The sequence below is a fragment of the Zhongshania sp. genome (assembly GCF_029212375.1).
Lineage (GTDB): Bacteria > Pseudomonadota > Gammaproteobacteria > Pseudomonadales > Spongiibacteraceae > Spongiibacter.
This window is the reverse complement of record NZ_JARGNU010000001.1, coordinates 369,519-390,592: the sequence shown is the minus strand read 5'-3', so window position 1 is coordinate 390,592 and position 21,074 is coordinate 369,519. Positions and strand designations below refer to the sequence as shown.

At 52.0% G+C, this 21,074-nt stretch carries 16 protein-coding genes; 6 read left to right on the top strand and 10 right to left on the bottom strand.

The genetic code is table 11. The annotated features are described in order from the left end of the window. Positions 1 to 62: 62 nt before the first annotated feature. The 8 genes from hrpA to P1U47_RS01665 form a co-directional block, all read right to left on the bottom strand. Positions 63 to 4,001, bottom strand: a complete 3,939-nt coding sequence (gene hrpA, locus P1U47_RS01700; protein WP_301026784.1) for an ATP-dependent RNA helicase HrpA — start codon at positions 3,999 to 4,001, stop codon at positions 63 to 65. Between the two features lie 66 nt (positions 4,002 to 4,067). Beyond that, complete coding sequence (locus P1U47_RS01695; RefSeq protein ID WP_366943099.1) at positions 4,068 to 5,774, bottom strand: AMP-binding protein; 1,707 nt, start codon at positions 5,772 to 5,774, stop codon at positions 4,068 to 4,070. Positions 5,775 to 5,888: 114 nt separating this feature from the next. After that, positions 5,889 to 6,368, bottom strand: coding sequence for a hypothetical protein (locus P1U47_RS01690; protein ID WP_301026783.1), 480 nt, complete (start codon positions 6,366 to 6,368; stop codon positions 5,889 to 5,891). 75 nt (positions 6,369 to 6,443) lie between these two features. Continuing rightward, a complete protein-coding gene (locus tag P1U47_RS01685) occupies positions 6,444 to 7,427 on the bottom strand; it encodes an ABC transporter ATP-binding protein (RefSeq protein WP_301026781.1) in 984 nt (327 codons plus the stop codon). Beyond that, on the bottom strand, positions 7,424 to 8,407 hold the full coding sequence (locus P1U47_RS01680) for an ABC transporter ATP-binding protein (RefSeq protein ID WP_301026779.1): 984 nt from the start codon (positions 8,405 to 8,407) through the stop codon (positions 7,424 to 7,426). Before P1U47_RS01680 ends, P1U47_RS01685 begins: the two co-directional genes overlap by 4 nt. Next, positions 8,404 to 9,714, bottom strand: a complete 1,311-nt coding sequence (locus P1U47_RS01675; protein ID WP_301026778.1) for an ABC transporter permease — start codon at positions 9,712 to 9,714, stop codon at positions 8,404 to 8,406. The genes P1U47_RS01680 and P1U47_RS01675 overlap by 4 nt, the downstream gene beginning before the upstream one ends. Then, the gene (locus P1U47_RS01670) at positions 9,714 to 10,664 is read right to left on the bottom strand and encodes an ABC transporter permease (protein ID WP_301026777.1); all 951 of its coding nucleotides are present in this window, start codon (positions 10,662 to 10,664) and stop codon (positions 9,714 to 9,716) included. Before P1U47_RS01670 ends, P1U47_RS01675 begins: the two co-directional genes overlap by 1 nt. A 3-nt stretch (positions 10,665 to 10,667) precedes the next feature. Further along, positions 10,668 to 12,281: a peptide ABC transporter substrate-binding protein gene (locus P1U47_RS01665; protein ID WP_301026776.1), complete on the bottom strand. Its 1,614-nt coding sequence runs from the start codon at positions 12,279 to 12,281 to the stop codon at positions 10,668 to 10,670. A 74-nt stretch (positions 12,282 to 12,355) separates the two neighbouring features. On the opposite strand from P1U47_RS01665, the gene mnmC reads away from it, so the two are divergent. The 3 genes from mnmC to P1U47_RS01650 all read left to right on the top strand — a co-directional run bounded on the left by mnmC (position 12,356) and on the right by P1U47_RS01650 (position 18,413). Then, entirely contained in the window at positions 12,356 to 14,416 is a 2,061-nt protein-coding gene (gene mnmC, locus P1U47_RS01660) for a bifunctional tRNA (5-methylaminomethyl-2-thiouridine)(34)-methyltransferase MnmD/FAD-dependent 5-carboxymethylaminomethyl-2-thiouridine(34) oxidoreductase MnmC (protein WP_301026775.1), read from the top strand. A gap of 75 nt (positions 14,417 to 14,491) precedes the next feature. Next, positions 14,492 to 15,352: a glutaminyl-peptide cyclotransferase gene (locus tag P1U47_RS01655; protein WP_301026774.1), complete on the top strand. Its 861-nt coding sequence runs from the start codon at positions 14,492 to 14,494 to the stop codon at positions 15,350 to 15,352. A gap of 82 nt (positions 15,353 to 15,434) precedes the next feature. Then, positions 15,435 to 18,413 carry an insulinase family protein gene (locus tag P1U47_RS01650; protein WP_301026773.1) on the top strand — a complete coding sequence of 993 codons (2,979 nt, stop codon included), beginning with the start codon at positions 15,435 to 15,437 and terminating at the stop codon, positions 18,411 to 18,413. Positions 18,414 to 18,506: 93 nt separating this feature from the next. Here the strand turns inward: P1U47_RS01650 and P1U47_RS01645 are convergent, their stop codons facing one another. Next, positions 18,507 to 18,947, bottom strand: coding sequence for a Spy/CpxP family protein refolding chaperone (locus P1U47_RS01645; RefSeq protein ID WP_301026772.1), 441 nt, complete (start codon positions 18,945 to 18,947; stop codon positions 18,507 to 18,509). A gap of 187 nt (positions 18,948 to 19,134) precedes the next feature. Next, positions 19,135 to 19,563, bottom strand: a complete 429-nt coding sequence (locus P1U47_RS01640) for a regulatory protein RecX (RefSeq protein WP_301026771.1) — start codon at positions 19,561 to 19,563, stop codon at positions 19,135 to 19,137. Between the two features lie 187 nt (positions 19,564 to 19,750). Between P1U47_RS01640 and P1U47_RS01635 the strand changes: the two genes are divergently transcribed. From P1U47_RS01635 to P1U47_RS01625, 3 genes are read left to right on the top strand one after another with little or no spacing between them, the layout of a single operon-like run. Continuing rightward, a complete protein-coding gene (locus P1U47_RS01635) occupies positions 19,751 to 19,954 on the top strand; it encodes a Flp family type IVb pilin (RefSeq protein ID WP_301026770.1) in 204 nt (67 codons plus the stop codon). Between the two features lie 18 nt (positions 19,955 to 19,972). Continuing rightward, complete coding sequence (locus P1U47_RS01630; RefSeq protein WP_301026769.1) at positions 19,973 to 20,428, top strand: prepilin peptidase; 456 nt, start codon at positions 19,973 to 19,975, stop codon at positions 20,426 to 20,428. Positions 20,429 to 20,485: 57 nt separating this feature from the next. Next, positions 20,486 to 20,977 (top strand): TadE/TadG family type IV pilus assembly protein, encoded by a 492-nt coding sequence (locus P1U47_RS01625; protein WP_301026768.1) that lies wholly within the window; start codon positions 20,486 to 20,488, stop codon positions 20,975 to 20,977. The last annotated feature ends 97 nt before the right edge of the window (positions 20,978 to 21,074 follow it).

The following is a 21,074-nucleotide window of genomic DNA, read 5'->3' as shown; positions in this document are numbered from 1 at the left end:
AGTTTTAAGCGATACCACTCATACGCTGCAACGGCCAAATTCGATGTATTTGTTAGACGCACTCAATTGAGTGATGTTACATCTTGCACCAACGCTTTCCACAGAACCTTCAAGCGTTTCTCCGACACCGGCATTCGCGTCCCCATATTTTGGGCAAACAGGGAGATCCGCAGCTCCTCTAATTGCCAGCGGTAGTCCATCACGAGCGGATGGCGACGATGCTTTTCGGGCAATTTTTTTACAAACTCAGCAAACTGCTGCTGCAGAGGTTCAAACGCCAAAGTCGACTGCCGATCGCGCTGATAGGCGCCATCCAGTTTACTAATACGCTGTAAAATAGCCTGCAGGTAACGCGGGTACTGACTGAGCTCATCACGATTAAGAGCGGTAATAAATCCCTCAAAAAACAAGGCGTCCAGCTGGCGGTTAATATCGTTAATACTGTGGATCCAGCTTAGCGAATTGAGTTTTTTAAGGCTGCGGCGAATCTCGGCGTAATTGCCCAGCACCGTGTTGAGCAGCTCGGCGCAGGCCTCGGCATCGGCGACAAAACCGGCGCGGCCAGTTTCCCATACCTGCTCAAATTCTGTCTGGGTGCGCGGCAAGGCTTCCTCGCTCAGCGCGAAGCAATTTTGGGCGGCAGCCAGCAGGCAATCTTCCAACCAGCGTTTCTTTTGTTCGCCCACCGCCGAAAATTGCAATTGCGCGGTATTGCTGCGAAATAAACTCGCCCGCAGGGTTTTGCACTGCTGCACCAAACGCAATAGCAGCAAGCGCTGCACACCACGCAAATTAGCCTGTTGGGCATCGGCTTCAGTCTCGGCCAAGCTTAATTCAACACTCTCGCCCTGATCCCGCAAACAGGGGTAAGCGACCAAGGTTGCCCCGCCCTGCTTAAATTCATAGCGATCTTCTAGGCGTTCAAAACCCCAGTTGGTCAGTGTTTTGGTTTCAAAACCACTGCCACGTTCTTCAGCTATACCCTGCTGCACCTGCACCGCCAATTCCGCGCACAGTGCCCGTAAATCTCGGCTTTGGGCCAGTAGTTTTCCGGCGTTATCCAGCACCCGAATATTCATGCGGTAGAAATTATCGATGTTATTGCGCGACCACTCGGCCACATCAATCTGCAGACCGCTAATCTTGCGCAGTGCGTCGGCCAAGCTCGGCAATAGGCCCACGTCATTTACCGACAACATCGGCAGCGCCTTGTCGACAAAATCCGGCACCGGCACCAGTTGTTTGCGCTGGACTTTAGGCAAGGTTTTTAACAGCGCAATGCACTTATCCCTCAGCAGACCAGGCACCAGCCACTCCAAACGCCCTTCTGGCAGCTTTGGTAGATTTGCCAGCGGCACTGACACGCTAACCCCATCTGCAGGATGATTAGGCTCAAAGTGGTAACTCAGCGCCAGTATCATACCGGCGCAGTGCAAGGTGTCGGGAAACTGTTGCTCGGTAACATCACTGCCCGCATGACGCATTAACTCACCACGACTTAAAAATAAAGTCCGTGGCGCTGCGGTGCTTTTTAGCCAACTTTCCAAATGGGCGGCGGTAATGATGCCCTCGGGAATACGCTCGTCGTAATAACGAAATAGCTCATCGTCGGAAATTAAAATATCGCGGCGGCGGGCCTTGTCTTCCAGCTCGCCAATCTCGTCAATAAGTTTACGGTTGTGGCGAAAGAATTCTGCCTTACCGAAGTAACGTCCCTCAACCAAGGCTTGGCGAATCAGAATTTCGCGGCTTTCTACCGGCGATATCGGCCCGTAATGCACCCGCTTTTTATCGCGAATCAGCAAACCGTAGAGCATGGTTTGCTCAAAGGCCATCACTCGGCCACTGCGGCTATGCCAATGGGGCTCGTAATAGCTGCGTTTTAACAGTTCGTCATTAATGCCAAACACCCATTCTGGATCGATTTTAGCGACGCAGCGGGCATAGAGCTGGGTGGTTTCGGCAAGCTCGGCAGCCACAATCCATTTCGGTGCTTTTTTAAATAACGAGGAGCCAGGGAATATCCGCAGTTTGCGGTTGCGAGCACCGAGATACTCTCGCTCTTCGTCTTTGCTGGCTATCTGGCCCAAAAAGCCCGGCAACAGGGCGCGGTGAATACTGTCAAAATCAGCGGGCTCGCGATTGACCGGCAACTTCAACTGCCGACACATCAGGGTGATTTGATGGTGAACCTCGCGCCATTCCCGCATCCGCGTCCACGATAAAAATTCCCGCTGACAGAGCTTACGCCACTGGCTTGCCGACAATGCCTGGCGCTGCTCCTCGGCGTAGTCCCACAGGCCAACAAAGGCCATAAAATCGGAATCTGGCTGCCAAAAACGGCGATGCTTTTCATCGGCAGCTTGCTGCTTATCTGCTGGCCGGTCGCGGGGATCTTGAATACTTAGCGCGCTGGCGATAATCAGCATTTCCCGCAGGCAGCCGCCGTCAGCAGCGGCCAATAGCAAGCGTCCTATCCGAGGATCAACAGGAAAGCGGCCCAGTTGCTGACCGAGTTTATTGAGTTTGCCGTCTTTAACGGCGCCCAATTCTGCCAACAAGGCAAAGCCGTCATTCACAAATTTATTATCTGGCGCATCCACAAAGGGAAAAGCACTGATATCCCCCAGCTTGAGCTGGAGCATTTGCAAAATAACGGCAGCGAGATTGGTGCGCTGAATTTCTGGCTCGGTATACACCGGCCGACTTAAATAATCGGCCTCGCTGTACAAGCGATAAGCAATACCGGCAGCGACCCGCCCACAGCGACCAGCCCGTTGATTGGCGCTGGCCTGGGAGATTGGCTCAATCGGCAGACGCTGCACCTTGCTGCGCACGCTATAGCGGCTAATCCGTGCAGTGCCGCCGTCGATTACATAGCGAATGCCCGGCACGGTCAGTGAGGTTTCCGCGACGTTGGTCGCCAGCACCACCCGCCAGCCCCGTCGCCCACGTAAATCAAAAATGCGCTGCTGCTCGGCGGTGCTAAGACGTGAGTACAGTGGTAATACCTCTGCGCCAGGCAAATCCGCTTTGCGCAAATGGCGGGTCACATCGCGAATGTCCCGCTCGCCACTGAGAAACACCAAGGTATCACCGCTGCGCTGCGCGCCTTCAGCGATTAATTCGCGCAGTACGGCTTCAACTGCCTCGCCAATATCATTGTCGGCACTCAGTTCTTCTTGGGGACGATAGCGATATTCAACGGGAAAGCTCCGACCAGACACTTCAATAACCGGCGCATTATTAAAGTGTTCAGAGAAGCGTGCCACATCAATGGTGGCCGAGGTGATGATCAGCTTTAAATCGGGGCGTTTAGGCAGCAGGGTTTTTAAATAACCCAGCAAAAAATCGATGTTTAGGCTGCGCTCATGGGCCTCGTCAATAATGATGGTATCGTATTCGCTCAAAAAACGGTCGCGCTGAATAGCCGCCAGCAAAATACCGTCGGTCATTAATTTAATATGGCTATTGGGCGAGCTCACTTCCTGGAAACGTATTTGAAAAGCCACACCCTCACCCAAGGTGGTGTTTAACTCCTCGGCCAAGCGCTGCGCTACCGCCCGCGCCGCCAAGCGCCGCGGCTGGGTGTGAGCAATAGTCCCCGCTACCCCACGCCCCATATCCAAACAGATTTTAGGAATCTGGGTGGTTTTACCCGAACCGGTCTCACCCGCCACAACTACCACCTGATGCCCAGCAATGGCCGCGCGAATATCATCTACCCGCTGGCTTACCGGTAAATCTGGCGGGTAGACTACGCTCGGCAAGCTCGCGCGGCGCTGCAGAACCCGCGCCTGCGAGGCAGCAAAGCGCTCAGTCAGTGCTGCCAATTTTGGGCTTATGTCTGCGCCCCCCGCCGCCAGTTGCTGCAATTGACGACAGCTGCGACCCAGCGCGAAACGCTCAGCTAAAAAGCAGTCTTCCAGCTGCCCCAGCAATGATTGGGGGCTTGGCGATACGGTGGCAGCAGTGCTGGTTTGCGATTGAATTTCAGACATACATTCCATTAAAAACAAAAAAGGCGCCATTTGGCGCCTTTTTACTATTACATAACAGCTAAACGATTATTTGTTAGCCTTGGCGAGCTTGGCAAGCTCCTCGTCGCGAAGCGAGCGGCGCAATACCTTACCCACATTGGTCTTAGGCAGTTCGTCACGCACTTCAATATACCGAGGCATTTTATAGCCGGTGAGGCGTTCACGCAAAAATGCTTTTAGCTCGGTCACATCAATATCGCCTTTTTTAGCCGCGACAAAGATTTTAACGGCTTCCCCAGACTTCTCGTCAGGCACACCAATTGCCGCACATTCAGCAATATTCGGGTGTCCGCTTAAAACGTCTTCAATTTCATTGGGGTAAACATTGAAGCCAGAGACGATAATCATGTCCTTCATGCGATCGACAATGCGCATATAGCCATCTTCCTGCACAATTGCCACATCACCCGTGTGCAACCAGCCATCAATAATGGTTTTTTCCGTTTCGTCGGGCCGCTGCCAGTAGCCCATCATCACCTGCGGGCCACGTACACACAATTCACCGCGTTCACCGACGCCCTTGTCGACACCTTCTACAACTATGCGAATTTCGGTGCCCGGTAAAGCAATCCCAATAGTCCCGATTTGATTATTACCACCGGGATTAATAGACACCACGGGAGAAGTTTCCGTTAAGCCGTAACCCTCGTAAACCTCGGCGCCGGTGACTTCCATCCATTCCTTAGCCGCGCCAGCGGTTAAGGCCATACCGCCCGACATGGTTGCCTTTACCGAAGAAAAGTCTAAGGCGCGGAAATCATCATTATTACAAAGTTGCACAAACAGGGTATTAATCCCGCTCATGCCGCTCCATTTGTAGCGCTTCATTTCTTTTATTACGCTGCCAAGATCACGGGGGTTGGCAATTAAGACCCCGTGGTTGCCCTGCAACATCACGCAGAACGACAGCATAAAAGAGTAAATATGGTATAGCGGCAGCGGTGACAGAAAGGTTTCTTCGCCTTCATTGAGACCGTAGCTCTCAAACAGATTTTTACTCTGCAGGATATTGGCCATCAAATTTCGGTGGCTAATCATTGCACCCTTAGAGACTCCCGTAGTGCCACCCGTGTATTGCAGCAATGCAACGTCTTCCGCATCGGGGTTGGCTTTGGTAAATTTCGCGTTTTTACCCTTAATTAACACGCTGCGGTATTTAACCGCATTTTTGAATTTAAACTTAGGCACCATTTTTTTAACGTGCTTAACGGCATTATTAATCAATAGCCGTTTTACCATTGGGTGCAAATCGCCAATTTCAGTCACAATCACAAATTCGACTGGGGTTTCATCAACAACCGCTGCCGCCGCCTCGGCAACGTTAGCCAGCACCACCAATGCCTTCGCACCGGAATCGTTGAGCTGATGCTTTAACTCGCGCTGGCTATACAGCGGGTTGGTATTGACCACAATCAGGCCAGCGCGAATTGCGCCAAACAAGGCCACGGGGTATTGCAGAATATTGGGCATTTGCAAGGCAATACGATCACCGACCCGCAAATTGGTATTTTTTTGCAAATACGTCGCAAACTGTGCAGAGAGTCGATCTAAATCCTGATACGTAATCGTCTCGCCCATACAAGACATGGCGGGAAGATCAGCAAATTTACTCACGCAATAATCGAACATTGCCCCCAAGTTTGCGTGTTGTGTTAGATCAACATCGCTTGGCATACCCGCTTTTGCGCGTGCTGCACTGATTACCGCTGCAATACTTTCCATTTCTGCTGACAAAGTCGCCCCCTAATATAGTGCTTGTTGTTATTGGCGCCGCAGCCAAGTCTTCAGGCAAGCCGGCCACGCATATTCAGATAGGCAAGCTATCGACATTTGTGTTCAGTGTCAACACTAGCCGTTCGCAGTCTGGATCTCTGCCGTTCGATATTGGTCCGGATCAATAAACATAAGCTGCAACACCAACTCGCCTGATCGACGCAGATCTGCACCCAAAACCAATGCATTTAACACCCCATCAATATAGGTGAGCGCTGGAATATTGAATAAGAGCTGCGCACCACTATCATCGCTCATCACTATGGGTTCAGACTGCGCCTTAACAACCTTGGCCAGCTCTGCTGTTAAAAATAGCAGATGTTCTTTAAACGCGCTGAAATTCAACTTTCCGCGAAATTCTTGGGGCAATAACTGCAGCTTAATGCGCAATTTAGATTTATCTGGCATGGCCATATCGCTCAAAATTAACTCACGCCCTGCCTCTAACTCACGAAAATAGCGTTTAGCCTCGGTACGGCCTGCATCGAGAATACCGGTTTTAAAGAGTGTAGCGGCAACTGCCAGCACACTGGGCGCATCCATTTTTACTTTCATCGATTTAAGTCCACATTAAATATTCTTATTTACCCGCAAGCACTTTAACGATGTTTAAGCCTTGAGGACGTTAAATTATTGCCGCAGCTTCGCGATTTCGATATCGGCTAAGCGATGACAAGCCGCTTCCGTCGCCAGCCTAGTCTGCCGCAACCAGGGCGGATTAGCACTGCAAGCGGTTTCTGCCAGCGGGCAGCGCGGCGCAAATCGGCAACCGTTGTCCGTTGCCAATGGCGTTTTGTGGGCCTGAGATTTCATCGGCACCACCGCTGTAGTACTACGCTGACGAAGTTTGCCGTCTAAATGCGATGCGAGCAACCGCGTTGTGTAGGGATGTCGCGGCCCCTCAAACAGCGCCGCCGTTTCCCCTAGTTCAACTATTTCACCAAGGTACATCACTGCCGTGCGGCTGGCCAGAAAACGCACCACTGCCAAATCGTGGGCAATAAATAACATAGCGGTATTGTGTTCACTTTGCAGCTCTTGCAGTAAATTAATAATTTGCGCCTGCACCGACACATCCAGTGCCGAGACCGGTTCATCGCAAATCACCAGCCGCGGCTCGGCGATAAAGGCCCGCGCAATACCAATGCGCTGACGCTGGCCACCAGAAAGTTCATGGGGATAGCGCTCCCCCGCCGACTGCGGCAAACCGACCCGCTCCAGCCAGTACGCTGCTTTAGCGCGCGCCGTTGTTGCCGCCACCCCCTTACTCCACAGCGGCTCCTGCAAACTGGCAAGTATGGTCATACGGGGATTAAGACTGGCGTAGCTGTCTTGAAACACCATTTGAACTTGAGTGGACATGGTTTTAAATTGGCGGCGATTGTAGTACTGGGGCATGGCTTTGCCAGCAATAATCAACTCGCCCGCACTGCGCGGCTGCAAGCCCGCAATAATCCGACCAAGTGTAGATTTGCCCGAGCCGCTCTCGCCCACCAGTCCCAAAACCTCACCCGCCTCAATATCGAGATTTACACCGTCGACTGCGGCCAACAAACCCTGACCACTGCTAAAGTGACAGCGCAACTCGCGAAGTTGAATAAGTGCGCCGCTCATTGTTCGGCCTCCCGCCACCGCGCTGGGTGCTCTGGGTGCCAAAGCCAGCACCGCGAATAATGTTCGGCGCGCGATTTACACGCGAAATTAGGCGGCAGTTGATCGCAAATCGCCATGCGTTCAGCGCAGCGCGCGGCAAAACCGCAGCCCGTCGGGGGATGCCGCAAATCTGGCGGGGTTCCGCCAATTGCCTGTAAGGGCTGGGGGTTCGCCATGTCTGGGACCGCGCGTTTCAAAGCCTGAGTATAGGGGTGAGCCTCATGGCTAAAAACATCAATGAGCGATCCCGTTTCGACGGTTTGGCCGGCGTACATCACCGACACCGAATCGGCAATTTCGGCAACCACACCAAGATCGTGAGTGATAAATAACATCGCGGTGCCACTGGATTCACGCAGCTCCCGCAAAATACTCAGCACTTCTGCCTGCACAGTTACGTCCAGCGCGGTGGTCGGCTCATCGGCAATGAGTAGTTGTGGCTCGCAAACCACAGCCATGGCAATCATCGCGCGCTGCAACATACCGCCAGAAAATTCAAATGGATATTGCCCTGCGCGCTGGGCGGGGTTGGCAATCGCCAAACGTTCTAATAGCGCTATCGCCTTATTTAGCGCTTCGCGTTTAGACAAACCCTTGTGAATGCGCAGTGGCTCGGCGATTTGACTGCCGATCGTTTGGGTGGGGTCCAGCGCTGTCATCGGGTTTTGAAAAATCATGGCAATCTCATTGCCTCGCAGCTGTCGCCAATCGCGCTCGCTCAGCTGGCGCATATCGCGTCCGGCAAAGTCCCAGCGCAGCGCATTCGTCTTTGCAGCGGCCGGCATTAGATTCAATAAACTCATTGCCGTCACAGATTTGCCACAACCCGACTCACCCACCAGCGCACGGCATTCCCCTGGCGCCAAGCTCAATGACACGTCTCTCACCGCCTGCACAGGGCCTATGCTTACCTGCAAGCGTTCTAGTTCTAGTAAGTTCACGCCTTGGCCACCCCCGCACGTCTATCGGTGGCATCACGCAGCGCGTCACCGAGTAAATTAAAGGCCAGCACCGACACACTGATGAACAAGGCCGGCAGCAGCAATTGCCGAGGGTGAGATAGCAATGTTTTTATGCCGTCATTACACAGTGCCCCCCACGACGTGGTGGGCGGCGACACCCCCATGCCAATAAACGACAAAAAGGCTTCCGTGAAAATTGCTTGGGGAATAGCAAAGCTAAATGCCACCAAAATCATGGGCAACACATTGGGCAGCATATGCCGCAATATGGTTCGACTAGTACCAACCCCGGCGAGCTTGGCCGCCTCAACAAAGGGCTGGCTGCGCAAGGCCAAAACTTGGCCGCGAATCAGCCGCGCACTGCCCGGCCAGCTCAGCATTAACATGGCCACAATTAGCGGCGTAATGCCATTTTCACCAGGGCCAATCCCAAAGGCGACCCTAAACAAAATCATAAATAGCAGAAATGGCAGCGCCACCACAAAGTCGACAAAACGCATTGCTAATTGGTCTACCCAGCCCCCTGCCAAACCCGCTATGGCGCCAAATATACAGCCAAAGGTGATATACAACAGGGGCGCCACCACCCCAACAAAGAGTGAGGTTCGGCCACCAGCCATTAATCTGGCCAATATATCGCGCCCCAATGCATCGGTACCTAGCGGATGCCCCGGAAGCGTAAGCCATTGCTGGCGACCATTCACCTTGCCCACGGGCACCAAACCCTGTAACTGGGCTTCAAACAGCGACATGGCCGCATCTGGCCGCACATCGCGTGCTAGCAATAGTAGTCCCGTATCGGCGTCGGCAATGGTATAGCGGTAAATCTGATAACTCAGCTGCAGCTGATCTTGATAATAGGGCTTATCGGTTTCGGCAATCGCCAAACCCAACCCAGCTTTGTGCGCAGATGCGCGATATACCCTATAGCGCTTCACACCGTCGAGCTTGGGCCATTGCAGACGCACAAACTCGGTGTTGGCCTCGTGTACCATTAAGGTCTGCGGCGGTTCGCCAGCCGGCGGCTGCCATGGCCCACTATTAAGAATTAAGCGCACGGAATGAGGGGCACTTGGCCCCGCCGATATTTGCGACAACCACTGCTGAGACGGATCTTGGCGCCACAGCAAGGGGCCAACACTCACAAACAGTAATAAGGCGATTACCACCAAGGTCGACACCACCACCGCGGGGGTGGCCATTTTGGGCAGGGGCAGCGGCGCGATATGCTCAAGCTCGTCGCTCGCCCATGTCCGCCGCGCAAAGCGGAATACCGATAACTCCATCAGCGGCCACCCCCGCCACTGTGCAGGCGAATACGGGGATCAATTAAGCCATAACTAATATCGACCACGACCACCACTAAAACTAAAAATGCTCCATAGAAAACCGTCGTGCCCATAATGACGGTGTAATCTAATTGCTGAACAGCTTGCACGAAATAGCGGCCCAAACCGGGAATGGCAAAGATTAACTCCACCACAAAGCCGCCCGTGGTCACCCCTGCAATGGTCGGCCCTAACTCAGTGACTACCGGCAACACCGCATTGCGCAACTGATGGTGCCAAAACAGCCGCCAGCCGTGTACACCCTTGGCTTTGGCTGCCATATTAAAATCTGCGCTGAGCACCTCGAGCATCGAGGCCCGCATGATCCGGCTCAAGTAGGCCATTGTGCCCAAGCCCAAGACCAGTGCCGGCACCCAGATATGATTCACCCCGCCCCAACCCGCCACTGGGAGTAGGGTTTTACCTGCGGCATTATTCATTGCCACAATAGTCAGCTGCGCCAGACCTGCAATCACAAAGCCGGGCACCGAAATAGCGGCAATCACCGCCACCATCACCATACGATCTGGCCATCGATTGCGGTAATACGCCGCAACGGTACCCGCTGAAACGCCGCCAACAAGGGCGATTAACACCGCCGTAATACCCAAAATGGCCGATATTGGAAAGTGCTCGCGAATAATATCGTTAACTTTGCGATTCTCTTGGGTGAAGGAAATACCAAAATCGCCGTGCAACATATTGTTAAGAAACAGCTGATACTGCTCAATAAGCGGTTTATCTAAACCATAGCGGGCCTCGAGCTGGGATCTAACCGCTGGCGACATGGCTTTTTCTTGGGTAAGTGGATCGCCAGGAACAGCGTGCATTGCAAAAAAAGTCGCGGTGGCGATAAACCAAATGGTAATCGCCCCAGATAAAAGTCGCTTGGCAATAAATTTTAGCATCGCTTAGCGCTCAATCCATGCGTAACGAAACAAGGGATCGCCACCAAAAATATTGCGGCGCACCCCGCGCAAGCGCGGATTTTGAACATAGAGTGCGCCATTCTCATAGGTTGGCAAAATGGGTACATCGTCAACAACAATACGTTGAATCTGCGCCATGGCATTAAATCGCGTGCGGGGGTCATTGCTGTTTTGCGCCAATCGAATCAAACGATCGTACAGCGAGTTGTTGTAGCGGCCGCGGTTATTGTCGTTCCAAGAAGCAAATAAATCGGCAAAGGTCATAATGTCGTCGTAATCTGGCCCCCACGCAGCAGCCACAATATCAAAGTCACCACGGCGCATTTTTTCTAGACGCTGTTTAAACACCTGCTGGTCGATACGCAATTCAATGCCGAGGCCGGTCTTAAACAAGTACTGGTAGTACTCCGCCTCTTGCAAGGCTCTTGGGCTATCGCCAGCCAATAGCATCAAGGGCGGAATCTCGCTTATTCCGAGTTCGGCCTTAGCCTGGCGCAAATAGGTCCGCGCGGCGGCAATGTCGGGAGTGACCCGCATAACAGGATATTCTTCTCGAAAACCCGCCTTAAGCCCCTTTACCGTGACCGGAAACAACGAGTACGCGGGCTGAATCCCTGGCAAACCAATAATTTTATTCACCAGTAATGCGGGATCAATCAAACGCTGAACGGCTTTACGAAAAGCGCGATTTGCGGTGATGCGACCTTCGCGGAAATTGAATTCCAAAAAAAACAGCGAGCCGGTATGAAAATACTCTATATCAAAGCCCCGCTTTACTGCTTCACTCAGCAGACCGGTGTCTAGCGGCGCCATGGCGATTTGCTGATCGCGGAACAGATTAAATTGGGCGCTTGGATCGGCGGTGATATAGGGCATATCAATTTCTTTAATTTGCACTGAATCCGCATGCCAATATTGCGGATTCTTACGCAGTTGTATGCGCGCGCCGTGTACCCATTTATTTAAAAGATAGGGGCCGTTCACCGTAAGCTTGTCGGCATCGGCGGCGTAGCGCCCTCCCCACTGGGCAAGTACATCCTCACGCAGAGGTAAAAATGTCATGAACGCAGTTAGGCTAAGAAAATACGGACAGGGATTGGCAAACTCAACCTTGAGCTCGGTGTCAGACACCGCAGTTACACCTAGCTCACCTGGGGCGAGTACACCCTGATTGACCGCCTCAGCATTTTTAATAGGGTAAAAAATAAACGCATATTGCGAGGCTGTTTTGGGGCTTAAGGCATGCCGCCACGCAAACACAAAATCATGGGCCGTCACTGGCTTGCCATCACTCCAGCGGGCGTCGTCACGCAACCAGAAACGCGCGCCATCGGCATTTAATTCCCAGCGCAGCGCTACGCCAGGGGCGAGTTCACCATCAGGGCCATAAACCAGCAGCCCTTCCATTAGATGAGCTAAGATAAAACTGGCAATCGTGTCCGTGGCCACTGCACTATTGAGGGTCGGCGGCTCGGTAGCAAGGGCCAAGGTGAGCTTGGCTTTATCGGCGTCTACCGCCTGAGCTGAGCTCAGACTCGCCCACAGCAAGAGAACACTGACCGCAACCGCTTTACACCACGCTTTCCATATCAACAAAGTTTATACACCGAGGTTTTGGCCTTCTTCACTGCTACAATACACTCCCTGCAAGTACCGACAGCCACTTTATAATGACCACAAGCCAGCACGATAATCCCTATTCTATTCACTGTGCCAATCTGCAATGGGGCGATGATGGCGCACCACGCGCCGCAGACTACGGCGACATTTACTTTTCCCAAGAGAGCGGCATTGACGAAAGCCGCCATGTTTTTCTAAATCATAATAATCTTGCCGAACGCTGGTGTGCTCTGGACAGAGAAAGCACGGGAAGATTCACAATTATTGAAACGGGTTTTGGCACTGGCCTTAATTTTCTGCTGGCTTGGCAGCTATGGCAGCAAACTGCACCTCAACACTGGCAGCTTCACTACATCTCGGTAGAAAAACACCCACTCAAGGCAGAGGACTTGCGCCGCGCTCAAACAAGCTGGCCCGAACTCGCGTCTCTAGCAGCTATACTACAGTACAATTATCCGCCGCTGTTACTCGGCCAGCATCGTAGATTGTTGAATAGTGCACAAGTTTGCTTGGATTTATTGTTTGGCGATGCGCTTAGCTGTTTTCCAGCCCTGCTCGACGCGCCAAATTCTGTAGTTGCTCCGGAATTTAACACTAACGCCACGAATACACCGTGTGCAGATGCCTGGTTTTTAGACGGTTTTTCACCCGCGACTAATCCAGATATGTGGCACGACGATTTATTCGCCTGCATTGGTGCCTTAAGTAAGCTCGGTACGACCTTTGCGACCTTTACCGCAGCTGGCTTTGTTAAGCGCGGCTTGCGTGCTCAGGGCTTTAGTGTTGCAAAAGTAAGAGGGTTTGGCCGCAAGCGCGACATGTTGCAAGGCACAGTTACGCACTCTGTCGCCAGCGATGCCCCTCGGCCAGCGCCCGTGGCAGTGCCCTGGCACCGTCCCGCTGCCCAACAACCAACTAAGCACATCGCCATCATCGGCGCCGGACTCGCTGGCTGCAGCACCGCCATGGCCCTTGCGCAGCGCGGTTACAAGGTTACCGTCATTGAGCGCGACACCCCTGCCAGCGGCGCCTCCGGTAATCCCCAAGGAATTTTATACACCAAGCTCTCGGCAGACCCTGGTGACCTCAATCAATTTACTTTGGCCAGCTTCTTATTTTCCCTTGCCCATTATCGCGAGCAACTCGATCAAAAACGGGTAACAGGCGAACTCTGCGGGGTATTGCAGCTGGCCAAAACACAAAAAGAAATCAGTCAATTTTTAAAACTTAAAGGCATCTTAGGAGATCAAGATTGGCTGCAATTTCTTAGTGGTGACGAGCTTCACCGTTGTTCGGGCATCGCCCTAGACGGCCAAGGGTTTTTCTACCGCCAGGCGGGCTGGTTATCGCCGCCCAGTGTCTGCGCCGCCCTGCTTGATCACCCCAATATAAAGCTTGTCAATCACACCAGTGCCCTGCGCCTAGAACACAGTGATCTAAAGTGGCAGATACTTGACGAACAACAGCTGTGTATTGTCCGTGCAGACACGGTTGTGATCGCCAATAGCAACGACGCCAAGCACTTTGCGCAAACTGCTTACCTACCCCTGAAGAGTATTCGCGGCCAGTTGAGCTATCTGGCCGAAGCCAGCCTCTGCCAATCGCCCCAGTGTGTTATTTGCCACGAAGGCTATTTGGCGCCACCCATTAACGGGCAACTCTGTGTCGGTGCCAGCTTTGACCTTCTTAACAAAGGTAATGAGCTGCGCAGCGCTGATCATGATTGGAACCTTGAACAGCTCAGCGCCCTAGCGCCAAACCTTTTACAACAAGATGCAAGGCCCATTGGTGGTCGCGCCGCGCTCCGCTGCGCCAGCCCCGATTACATGCCCATTGTTGGCGCGGTACCGCAACTTGCCACCTTCGCCGAGAATTACAAGGTGCTAGGCAAGGACGCGCGCAGCAAAATCCCAATTGCGGCGGCCAATTACCCAAATCTGTATGTTAATGTCGCGCATGGCTCTAGGGGATTAACCTCGACCCCGCTGTGCGCGGAATTACTGGCCAGCTATATCGCCAATGACATAAGACCGCTGCCTCGGCATCTCTGCCAAGCACTGTCCCCCGCCCGCTTTATTATTCGCAAGCTCATCCGTAAACAAGCATTATAAGGAGTATCAAGGACCTACTGGCGAAAGCCTGTGCAGTCTGTATGATGGAAATACTACCCTGACAATGAAATCGCCATGATCAATGCAGTTCGGCATTTGCGCCGTTTAGCTCCCCAAACCACCCTGCGCTTAATTGCCTTTTTAAGCCTGCTATTTAGCCCCTTAGTAGCCTTGGCAGCACAAACGCTACCCTACACCCTGGAAACAAGCTACCCACACCAGCCCGCGCTATTCACCCAAGGCCTTGAGCTCTACCAAGGTCGGCTATTTGAAAGCAGCGGTTTATATGGCCATTCAAAAGTCGTGTCACGGGCTTTTCCGCCCAAAGCCGAAGACAGCATCACTGGCACCGTGCTACCCAGCAACCTATTTGCCGAGGGCTTAAGCTTGTATCGCGGCAAACTGTATATGCTCACGTGGCGGGCGGGCAAAGGTTTAGTACTCGACCCCCACCATTTCAAGCTACTTGATGTCTTTGACTACGCGGGCCAAGGCTGGGGCTTATGCGCCAGCGTGAATAAAGATCGCGGTGATTTTCTGGTAATGAGCAATGGCAGCGATCAGCTGCAATGGATTGATGCCAACACCCTAAAACTCAGCCACAAGGTGAACGTTAATGACGCTGGACAACCAGTGGATCAGCTCAATGAGCTGGAGTGCCATGGTGATTACATTATTGCCAATCAATGGCATAAATCGCATTTACTCATTATTCACGCCGTTACTGGCAATGTATTGGCCAAGTTGGATCTCAGCGCCCTCGCCCTCGATGCCGCCAAGTCCGCCACGCTAGACCCAGAGGCCGTTCTCAATGGCATCGCCTACGACCCTAGCGACGATAGCTGGCTAATCACCGGCAAACTCTGGCCAAAAATTTATCGCATTAAATTTGATCTGAGCAAAGTCAAGGATCTACAAAAAGCGGCTGTACGATAAGTCATAGGCAAGGCCTTTTTCAGCGGCTAGAATGCTAGACTCATTTGATACACCGCCCCACCTACTGGAATTTGGATAAAGCATGACTCAAGCAGCGCCTGTCGCAACAGCTAATACCACTACACCCGCAGCCTTCCCGAGCTTTACCTTAATCAGCAGCGAAGAAATACCCGCACTTGGCGTAAGCATTGCCGAATACCAACACATCAAAACCGGCGCCAGCCACTACCATATTGCCAGCGACAATCCCGAAAATGTGTTTTTAGTGGCGCTGCGTACCGTGCCTAAAGATTCTAGCGGCGTAGCCCATATTCTGGAGCACACCGCACTGTGTGGCAGCGAAAAATACCCAGTGCGCGACCCATTCTTTATGATGATTCGGCGCTCACTGAACAGTTTTATGAACGCCTTTACCAGCTCAGACTGGACCGCCTACCCCTTTGCCAGCAGCAACCGCAAAGATTTTGAAAACCTCTTGCAGGTGTATATGGACGCGGTTTTTTTCTCGCGCCTGCACCCCCTAGACTTTGCGCAAGAAGGGCACCGCGTTGAATTTAAAGAGCCGGGCAACCCCGAATCCGAACTGGAATTTAAGGGCGTGGTGTTTAACGAAATGAAAGGCGCGATGAGCTCTATTTCTAGCCAGCTCTGGCACACGCTCTGCAAATACTTATTTCCCAGCACCACGTATCACTACAATAGCGGTGGCGAGCCAGAGGCAATTCCCGACCTCAGCTATGAACAACTCAAATCCTTTTACCAGAGCCATTACCACCCCAGTAACGCAATATTCATGACCTTTGGCGATATACCCGCCGCGCAGCACCAAGCCCGCTTTGAAGAACTGGGTTTAGCTCGCTTTGAGGCCATCGACAGCCACATTGCCGTTGGCGACGAAAAGCGCTACCACGCACCCATTCGCGTACAAGAAAGCTACCCCCTGCCGGCCGCACAAAACAAGGGCGACAAAACCCATATTGTGGTGTCGTGGTTACTGGGCAAAAGCACCCAATTAGAAACCCTGTTAGAAGCGCAATTACTCGCGGGCGTTTTACTCGACAATAGCGCCAGCCCACTGCTTCACGCCCTAGAAACCAGCACCCTAGGCAGTTCGCCATCCCCCATGTGCGGGCTGGAAGACTCCATGCGCGAAATGGTGTTTGCCTGCGGCCTAGAAGGTAGCAGCGCGGCAAAGGTCGACGACGTTGAAGCGCTAATCTTAGATACTCTGCGCGAGGTTGCTGCGAACGGTATTGCCAAAGACAATGTCGACGCTGTTCTGCACCAACTAGAGCTGCAACAGCGCGAGATTGGCGGTGACGGTTACCCCTACGGACTGCAGCTTATTTTAACAGCACTAGGCAGTGCCACCCATCGCGGCAAGCCAATTGAGTTGCTCAATTTAGACCCCGCCCTGCAAGCCCTGCGCGAGCGCGCTGCAAAGCCCGAATACATTAAGCAACTGGCGCAAGCGCTATTAGACAACCCGCATCGCGTCACCTTGGTGTTGAGCCCCGACGAAAACATTCAAACCCGTATCGAGCAGGCCGAAAAACAGCGCTTAGCCAGCATCAAAGCCAGTTTAAATGCCGAGCAAAAACAAGCCATTATTGAGCAAGCGGCGGCGCTAGTCGAACGCCAAGCCATGGAAGAGGACGACAGTATTCTGCCCAAGGTTACGCTGGATGATGTACCCCTCGACATTCCAGCGCTGCATAGCGAGCAAGCCAAATTTGGCAGCCTGCCTTACACCACCTACGGCCGCGGCACCAACGGACTGGTGTATCAGCAATTAGTAATTACCCTGCCCGAACTTAACGACAACGAATTAGCCTTACTCACAATTTATACCCAAGTGCTAACCGAACTCGGCCTTGGCGATCAAGACTACCTACAAGTACAAGCTCGGCAAGCACAGGTCTGCGGCGGGATAAGTGCGTTTACCACCATGCGCGGCGATACAAATAATGAGCAAGACCTAAAAGCGTATTTAGTCTTGTCGTCTAAAGCGCTGCTGCGCAACGCCGCCGCTCAAACTCAGTTAATGCGCGACACCCTTGAAACCCTGCGCTTTGATGAATGTGAGCGCATCCATGACTTGGTTAGCCAATTAACGGCTCGCCGCGAATCTGGCATCACCGGCAACGGTCACAGCCTTGCCATGACCGCGGCCAGCGCCGGCATGAGCCCTGTCGCCAAGATCAACGAAGCCCTTGGCGGCCTGAGCGGCATCCGCCATCTAAACAGTTTAAACAAAGGCATCACCGAGCCCGCCAATTTAACTGCGCTCGCCCAGCAATTAGCCGCCATACACCAGAAAATGCTCGGTGCAGAGCGTCAACTGCTGATCGTGGCGGAAGACGACCGGCTCGACGCGCTGTGCAACGAACTCGCCCCACTGTGGCAAGACTTTAATGCCACCACGCTAAGCCACTTCAAGCAGCCTGCGGTGAGAGAATGTAAAAAGGAATTTTGGGTTGCCAACTCGCAGGTAAATTTCTGCGCCAAGGCCTACCCAACCGTACCGTCAGACCACCCCGATGCGCCAGTACTCACCGTGCTCGCAACCTATATGAAAAATGGCTTTTTACACCGCGTTATTCGCGAGCAAGGCGGCGCCTACGGCGGCGGAGCCTCGCAAGACTCGAATATTGCCGCCTTCCGCTTTTACTCCTACCGCGACCCACGCCTGCAAGACACGCTTAGCGATTTCGACAAGTCCATAGACTGGATGCTTAACACCACAGTATCAGCCCAGGGCTTAGAAGAGGCGATACTAGGGGTGGTCAGCAGTATCGACAAACCGGGCTCCCCCGCTGGCGAAGCCAAACAGGACTATCACAGCACCATCTTTGGTCGCAGCCTGAGCCAGCGCCGACGTTTCCGCCAGCGAGTTTTGGCGGTAAATGCAGCCGATTTACTGCGGGTTTGTGCGCTGTATTTGCAGAGTGGCAATGCCAGTGTCGCAGTGCTGAGCAATGCCGCCAAAGCCGCCGAGCTGAGCGACTGGCTGAGCGAGCAAAACTTCAGTATTGAACAATTACACACCGAAACGGATTGAACTAGGAAGGATTGCAGCGCCGAACATCAATTGTTCCGGCGCTGTGGTCATCAATATGATTTTTCACATTGAACCAATTGATCTTACGCAGTGCTACTTATTCGGCAATTGGCCTGCTTGAGCAGCAAGCGCGTCTGAACGCATTTTGTTGTAATCCTGCTTTTGCTTAACCGTTAGCAGCTGGTAAAAATCGCGCTGGGTTGTTAACAGGCTTTCGGTGTGAGCTGCAGATAGGCGACCCGCTTCATTGCTAAGCCGCGCAATATCAGCGTTATCTAAACGACTTAAATTTGCACTGCGGATATTCTGCTGCACCTGTATAAGTCCATCGCGAACACCACTCGCTTTGACTGAATATTTTTCTAACAGCGTTTTCACTTGCTGTTGCTGACTCACACTCAAGCCCAAGCGGATAGTTAACTCGTCTAATCGTTCACCGCCAAAATCGACACTTTGCGCTTGCGCAGAACTAAAACCGACCAACAAACTCACCCCAACTACCGCAAGACCTACTATTTTTTTAACCTGACTCATGAATTTAATTCCTGATTTAAGAAAATGATCGCGAGATCTATACACAATGCTTATTTTACGCGCAGACTAGCAACAAATATATTCGGTCGCCGCTTGACAAGGCATACCATTCATTAGTTTCCGTATTATTCAATGCCAGAAAGCCGCCGCTAGACTCGTGCAGACCTCAATATAATAGCCCAAACAATCAAAATAAAGCGCTGATATGCTCGGCTTGATAGCCCTTATACTGCATATAACGAATACATTTGGCTCGTAGTCGCGGTTCGCTCATATCCACGTTCGCATATTTCTTGGCAAACAAGGCTTGCGCTGCCAAAAACCAGTCAACCTCATGTTCAGTAAACTGCTGCGCAATTAAATCATCGTTAATCCCGCGCTGGCGCAATTCTGCACGAATCCGCTGCGGCCCAAAACCGCCTTGCACCCGCAGCCGGAAAAACGAACCCGCAAATCGGCTATCTGATTGCAAACCGTCAGCCTCTAAACCGTCTAATACCGCTTCAAGCCCAGTACTATCAGGGAATCGTTGACTAAGTTTAGTTGCCAACTCACTGCGTGAATGCTCGCGCCGAGCGAGCAAATCCATCGCCTTATAGCGAAGTTTTTTCGACATGTTTTCGCTCAAAATGTGATCAAAGTCCCAATAACACCGCAAAACGCGATAAAACCCTCGAAATTCCCTAACTAAACTTCGGCAACTACTTATTTCTTTCAAAGTGTGTAAAGAACAAAGTAACTACCAAGGTCGAGAGGGAAACCTGCGATGTTCGACCTACTACTTTAATCACGGAGAATGACTCATGTTAAACAAAATTACTAGCAAACTGGCCAACCTGAAAAATGACGAAAGTGGCGCCAGCGCAATTGAATACGCAATTATGGCCGCGTTGCTCGTCGTCATTATTGTGTTTGGTATTAGCTTGCTTGGTTCTAACAACGAATCCGCAGGTATCGGTACTGCATTTGGCAAAATTGGCGACAAACTTGAAAGTGCAACACCATAGTAGGTAGCTGAGCGTTCAATGCTCTTCATAGTCCCTCTCGTTGCTATTGGGTGTATCGACTGGATGCATCGTCGAATACCCAATAGTTACTTACTGGTTTTATTGGCACTAGGTATTTACTCAAATGCCGTATTAGAAAGCAGTGGTTTAACGACATTAGTAATTAATATCACCATTGCACTAGCGCTCACCTTACCCGGCTATATCAGGGGCGTGCTTGGCGGCGGCGATGTAAAGTTAATGCTGGTATTAGCGCCACTCTACACACCACTGCAATTACTGTGGGTGTTTTCAATCGGTATCAGCAGTTTACTGTTATTAATGACATTCCTACATTTCGCGCAGCGAATGTCATTAACAAAAGTGTATTGCCCAACTATGGCTACTCACCAGAGCCCGTTTCACGGCGGCTTGCCCTTGGGAAGCGCAATTGCTTTAGGTGCACTATCTTTAAACTTCTTAAGTATTTTTTAAGACAGCGCCACCCAATGTGGCATTTTCGTAACACCGAGCACAGCATGGAGCACCACAATGGCAAACCGTAATTTTTCTCGCGCTAAGCAGCGACGGCAAAAAGGCGCTGTCGCCATCGAGTTTGTGTTTATCTTCCCCGTATTTTTTATTATCTGCTACGCCATTATTGTTTATGGCCTAGCGTTCTTGCTCGTTCAAAACTTTACCTACTCAAGCGAAGAGGTTTTGCGAATGACGCTTTCTAGCTGTGACGATTGTGAAACCGCCGCAGAATGGCAGTTAGAGTTAGCGGCAAATGCAAATAGCTTAGCCATTATAGACTCCACATCCAGCTTATTGGTGTTCAGACCTGACAATTTGACCGCAACAGCATGCTGCGCCGATGAGGACGGCTCAACCTGTGGTGGCGCCGCTGTCACAGTGAATGGTGTTTTATGTGAAGTATCGATTTCAGCCGCGCCCTTGTTAGACGGTATTACTATGCCGGGTTTTGGAAAACTACCCTCCCTGCCAAATAAACTCGCTGGCAAAGCAAGCCTGCTCTTTTAAAGCTAAGGAATTGCCTAATAACCTTAGTTTGAGGCCGCGCGTAAAACCCAGCATGTACAAGCCGTAGGTATCATACGTAACACTCACAATAGCAACA

Bases quoted from the DNA above. Each gene is read 5' to 3' on its own strand.
- hrpA (WP_301026784.1), bottom strand. From the start codon at position 4,001: ATGTCTGAAATTCAATCGCAAACCAGCACTGCTGCCACCGTATCGCCA.
- P1U47_RS01690 (WP_301026783.1), bottom strand. From the start codon at position 6,368: ATGAAAGTAAAAATGGATGCGCCCAGTGTGCTGGCAGTTGCCGCTACA.
- P1U47_RS01685 (WP_301026781.1), bottom strand. From the start codon at position 7,427: ATGAGCGGCGCACTTATTCAACTTCGCGAGTTGCGCTGTCACTTTAGC.
- P1U47_RS01675 (WP_301026778.1), bottom strand. From the start codon at position 9,714: ATGGAGTTATCGGTATTCCGCTTTGCGCGGCGGACATGGGCGAGCGAC.
- P1U47_RS01670 (WP_301026777.1), bottom strand. From the start codon at position 10,664: ATGCTAAAATTTATTGCCAAGCGACTTTTATCTGGGGCGATTACCATT.
- mnmC (WP_301026775.1), top strand. From the start codon at position 12,356: ATGACCACAAGCCAGCACGATAATCCCTATTCTATTCACTGTGCCAAT.
- P1U47_RS01655 (WP_301026774.1), top strand. From the start codon at position 14,492: ATGATCAATGCAGTTCGGCATTTGCGCCGTTTAGCTCCCCAAACCACC.
- P1U47_RS01650 (WP_301026773.1), top strand. From the start codon at position 15,435: ATGACTCAAGCAGCGCCTGTCGCAACAGCTAATACCACTACACCCGCA.
- P1U47_RS01645 (WP_301026772.1), bottom strand. From the start codon at position 18,947: ATGAGTCAGGTTAAAAAAATAGTAGGTCTTGCGGTAGTTGGGGTGAGT.
- P1U47_RS01640 (WP_301026771.1), bottom strand. From the start codon at position 19,563: ATGTCGAAAAAACTTCGCTATAAGGCGATGGATTTGCTCGCTCGGCGC.
- P1U47_RS01635 (WP_301026770.1), top strand. From the start codon at position 19,751: ATGTTAAACAAAATTACTAGCAAACTGGCCAACCTGAAAAATGACGAA.
- P1U47_RS01630 (WP_301026769.1), top strand. From the start codon at position 19,973: ATGCTCTTCATAGTCCCTCTCGTTGCTATTGGGTGTATCGACTGGATG.
- P1U47_RS01625 (WP_301026768.1), top strand. From the start codon at position 20,486: ATGGCAAACCGTAATTTTTCTCGCGCTAAGCAGCGACGGCAAAAAGGC.